The 4,760-nt window shown below is 26.8% G+C and carries 1 protein-coding gene and 1 pseudogene; one reads left to right on the top strand and one right to left on the bottom strand.

The annotated features are described in order from the left end of the window. Nucleotides 1-761 (bottom strand): annotated as a pseudogene (locus EZH24_RS07375) (chemotaxis protein); the annotation flags it as partial. A 180-nt stretch (nucleotides 762-941) separates the two neighbouring features. Between EZH24_RS07375 and EZH24_RS07370 the strand changes: the two are divergent. After that, on the top strand, nucleotides 942-4,577 hold the full coding sequence (locus tag EZH24_RS07370; protein ID WP_137998476.1) for a type IIG restriction enzyme/methyltransferase: 3,636 nt from the start codon (nucleotides 942-944) through the stop codon (nucleotides 4,575-4,577). Nucleotides 4,578-4,760: the final 183 nt, after the last annotated feature.

The raw sequence follows: 4,760 nt of genomic DNA, 5'->3' as shown, positions 1-4,760 counted from the left end.
TCTCTCGGCAAAACCATCATTATTTCAAAAATATAATCCGAAGTATTGTCTATTCTCGTTAAAATATTCGATATTAAATTTGAAAAAGTGGCGAAAGAATTAACCATATTGTTATGCTCTTTATATAGCTGTTCTTTCATTATGATAAAATTATTTTTTTGAACTTCGTTTATTTTAAGAATTTCCGATTTAAAATTTTCAAACCTATCGAATAATTCATGTCCCATTTTGTTCATTTGAGCCGCTTGTTCGTTGGAAGTTTCGGACATATTTATTATATTTTTAGAAATCTCTCCGAAAGCTCTTCCGCCGCTTCCATGCTTGGAGGATATTATAATCGCATTTAACGAATAAACTTTTATTTGGTCGGCTAATTTTTTAATCTGTTCTATAGATTCGACTACGATATTTATTTTATCTACATTTTGAATGAGCGCTTCCGATAAACTATTGTCGTTTTCTATAAGTTTTTGCATTCTGTCGAAAGATTTTAAGAAGTCGTTTTGATTTTCCTTCAAGTCGTCCGAAAATTTCTTTTTATTCTCATCTTCGCTTATGAAGTAAGATAATAAAATATTCGCCTTTTCGTTTTCATTTTTCATTTCCTGTTCGATTATCGGGAATTTTTCGGCGATAAAACTATATACTTTCCCAACCTCTTGCAAAAAAGATTCTATATCTTTAATCGTAGTTTCGAGTATTGCCGAATAATCCGTTATATCTTGACTTATATTTTTATCTATTGCTTCCAATTGAGGCATTTAATTTCCTGTTTTATTTAATTCTTTTCCACTTATATTTATATTAAATTAAGTATATCATTTATTATAACTTTTTTCAAGTAAATTTATCTATAGAATTATAAAGTAATTATGTTATAAAATTATTTGCATAATATAATAATTTCTATAAAATAATATTATAAAAATTTGGAGTTAAATATGGCGGAGAGATTGGAATTCGTAAAAATTGAAGTTAAAGATTTTATAAATCAGTATTTTTATAGATATAAAATTTTAGAAAACGAATTTGAAAAATTTAAAGAAAATTTGATTAATTATATTGAAAAATTAGAAAAATATAAAAATCAAAACGAAGATTCTCTGGTTGCAAATTGTCTCTCTCCGTTTTTTAAAAATCTAAATTTTGAAACTCAAATAAAATCTAAAATGAACCGAAAAAGCGAAATCGATTTGGCTATATTCAAAGATTCCGCAATTCAAATTATTATCGAAGCGAAGAAACCTAACGATAAAGATTTTTTCTATTCGGATAATCCTAATTGCAAGGCTTTGCATGAGGCGATTTTATATTATTTTAGGATTAGGGAAGAAAATAATTTTTCTATAAAATATATTATTCTTACCGATTTTTACAAATTCTATATTTTTGAAGCTAAAGAATTTGAAAAAGTTTTTTATCGAAACAAAGATTTTGACGGATTATATAAAAGTTTTACAAATCAAAATTCTATGTTTGACGGCAGAACGGAAGAATTTTATTCGGAAGCGAAAAAGATTTTGGAGCGTAAAAATTTTAATCTTAAAGGAAGTTTTGTAGATTTAAGCTATATTTCGGAAATTTTGCAAGAAGGTAAAAATTTGAAAACTAATTTTAAAAATTTAAAACCTTATTTTAAGATTTTCAGCAAAGATTTTTTACTTCAAGAATTTAATCCGAATGACGCTAACGAACTTAATAAAGGATTTTATGACGAACTTCTTCATATACTCGGGCTTTCGGAAAAAATTATAAACGGAAAGACGCTTATTGTTCCGAGCAAAAATTCGATTGATAGAGAGGGAACGCTTTATTATAATATTCTTCAGAGACTGCCCGAAAATAAGAGAGACGAAAAAGAAAACGAAATTAACGAAAAAGTTTTGGAGATTTTGATTATTTGGATAAACAGAATTTTATTTTTGAAACTTTTGGAATCGAGCTTGATTAATTTTAATAACGATAAAAATTTGGGATTTTTGAATATTGAGAAGATTAAAGATTATAATAAATTAAATTATCTTTTCTTTAATATTTTGGCTAAAAATAAAGAAGATAGGGAAAGTCAAACGGCGGAAGATTTGGCTTATTTGCCTTATTTGAATTCAAGTTTATTTACTCGTTCTGAAAAAGAGATTATAGATATTTCGCAACTTTCAAATTTGAAGTTGGAATATTTTAAAAATACGCAAATTAAAGACGAAAACGGAAAAGCTAAACGAGGCAAAGAAGATTGGCTTAAAATGATTTTTGAATTTTTGAATTCTTTCGATTTTGGGGCGAGAGACGACAACGAAAATATACTCGCTCAAAAAGATTTGATTAATTCGAGCGTTTTGGGGCTTGTGTTTGAAAAATTAAACGGCTATAAAGAAGGCAGTTTTTATACTCCAAGTTTTATTACAAGTTATATGTGCAAAGAAAGTTTGGAGAAAATAGTTTTGCAGAAATTTAAAGAGAACGGTTTGAACGCTGATAATTTGGAAACGCTTCAAAAACAAATTTTAGCGAATATGAATTTCAATTATAATTTTAGAGATAAGGCTATAAATATTTTGGAAACGATTAGAATATGCGACCCCGCGGTTGGGAGCGGACATTTTTTAGTTTCGGCTTTAAATGAAATAGTTTATATTTATTATAAGTTAGGGCTTCTTAATATTCCAATTTCGGATTTGAGAATTGAAAACGATGAGATTTTGATTAAAGATAATTTTGGGAAAAACTTTGAATATATTCGTCCAAAATTAGAAAACGACAATCATAAAATTCAGCGAGAGATTTTTAATCTTAAAAAATCTATTATAGAAAATAATCTTTTCGGCGTGGATATTAATCGTAATTCCTGCGAGATTACAAAACTTCGTCTTTGGATTGAATTATTAAAGAACAGTTATTATTTGAGTTTCGATAGCGGAAATTATCATAATCTTCAGACTTTGCCGAATATCGACATAAATATTAAATGCGGAAATAGTTTGATTTCTTATTTTGATATTAATCAGAGTTTAAATCGTTATCCAAATATACAAGATAAAATTGCGGAATATAAGGAATTGGTTAAAAATTATAAAGACGGCGTTTTTAATAGCAAAATCGAAATAGACAAAAAAATAAAAGAATTGCTTGAAAGTTTTAGGACATTTTGCCTTAACGATAAATTTATTGAAGAAATGAATAAATTTTACAGATTATGCAGAGAATATAACGAAAAATACGGAAATTATTTGGTTAAAGACGATAAAGATTTGAAAAAATATTTTGGACAGAAAAATCTTTTTGCAAGCCAATTTGACGAAACGGAAGCGAAAAAAGATTTTGAAATATTGATTGAAAAACATAACGATATTTATAATTTGGAAGCTAAAAATCCTTTTGAATGGAGATTTGCATTCCCAGAAATTTTGAATGACGATGGAAATTTTATAGGTTTTGATTTAGTCATAGGAAATCCACCGTATATTGACTCGGAATATATGGTTAAATATATGCAAGGAGATAGAGAATTAATTAAAAATCAATTTAAAATTACAAAAGGAAATTGGGATATTTATATTCCATTTTTTGAGCAAGGATTAAAAATAGGAACGCAAAAATCTTTACTGACTTTTATCACTCCAGATAAATGGATAGTAAAGCCTTTTGGATTAGAATTGAGAAAAATGCTTGCAAGCTATATAGATATAATAGCAAGGAAAGGCGATGTATTTGATAGTGCAAGAGTTGATTCTATTATAACTATAATAGATAAAAATACAAATAAGGAAAATATTGATTTTTATTTGAATAATGAAAAGATTAATTCAATCGATAGGGAATTCGTTAAAAATAGTAAAGATTTTTTATTAGATTATTTTTATAATAATTCTAAAATTATTAATTCTATTAGAAAGGATAAAATATTGTTAGGCTCTTTTGCCACTTGCGTTAATGCTTGCGCTACCGCAGACGCTTATAAATTAAAACCTTTTATTAAAGAGTTAAAAAATCCTACAAATAATACTTTATATATAATAAATACGGGAACTATTGGAAAATATGTTTCAAAATTTGGCATAAAACCTATGAAATATATAAAAGATACTTATAATAAACCTATTTGCACAAAACAAGATTTTAAATCAAACTTCGGGGCAAAATACAACGAGATAGCTTTATCTAAAAAACTTATTATTAAAGGACTAACTCTACTTGATGCTTGCATAGATTTAAACGGTAATATCATACCAGCTAAATCTACAATCGTAGTATTAGATAAAGATAGTAAAAAATTAAAATTTTTATCTGCAATTATAAATAGTAAAGTTGCATATTTTTATATTAAAGAAATTTATTCGTCAAATAGTTATTGCGGAGGAATTAATTTTACAAAAGATATGATTAGTTCTATTCCAATACCTGAAATAAATTCTGAAAATAAAGAATTGGGTGATAAAATTGTCGGTTTGGTTGATAGGGTTATTGAGGGAAAGAAAAATAATGAGGATACGAGAGAGTTGGAAGAGGAGATTGATGGGATTGTTTATAAATTATATGATTTAACGGAAGAAGAGATTAGGATTGTTGAAAATAGATAATTTAAATTTGATAAAATTATAGTTTTTCAACTTCATCAAGCGATAAACCTGTAGCTTTACTTATCGATGCGTTATCCATATTCATTTGTTTTAAGTTTTTAGCTATAGCATAATTGCGTTCTTTTATACCTTTCTTTACGCCCTCTCTTATACCTTCTCGTCTTTTATCTTCGAGCGATATTT

Origin of the sequence: Brachyspira catarrhinii (genome assembly GCF_005518285.1) — a bacterium.
GTDB lineage: Bacteria > Spirochaetota > Brachyspiria > Brachyspirales > Brachyspiraceae > Brachyspira > Brachyspira catarrhinii.
This window is presented reverse-complemented; position numbering and strand designations above follow the sequence as displayed.

Excerpts from the sequence above, each read along its gene's own strand:
- EZH24_RS07370 (WP_137998476.1), top strand. The coding sequence starts at position 942 with ATGGCGGAGAGATTGGAATTCGTAAAAATTGAAGTTAAAGATTTTATA.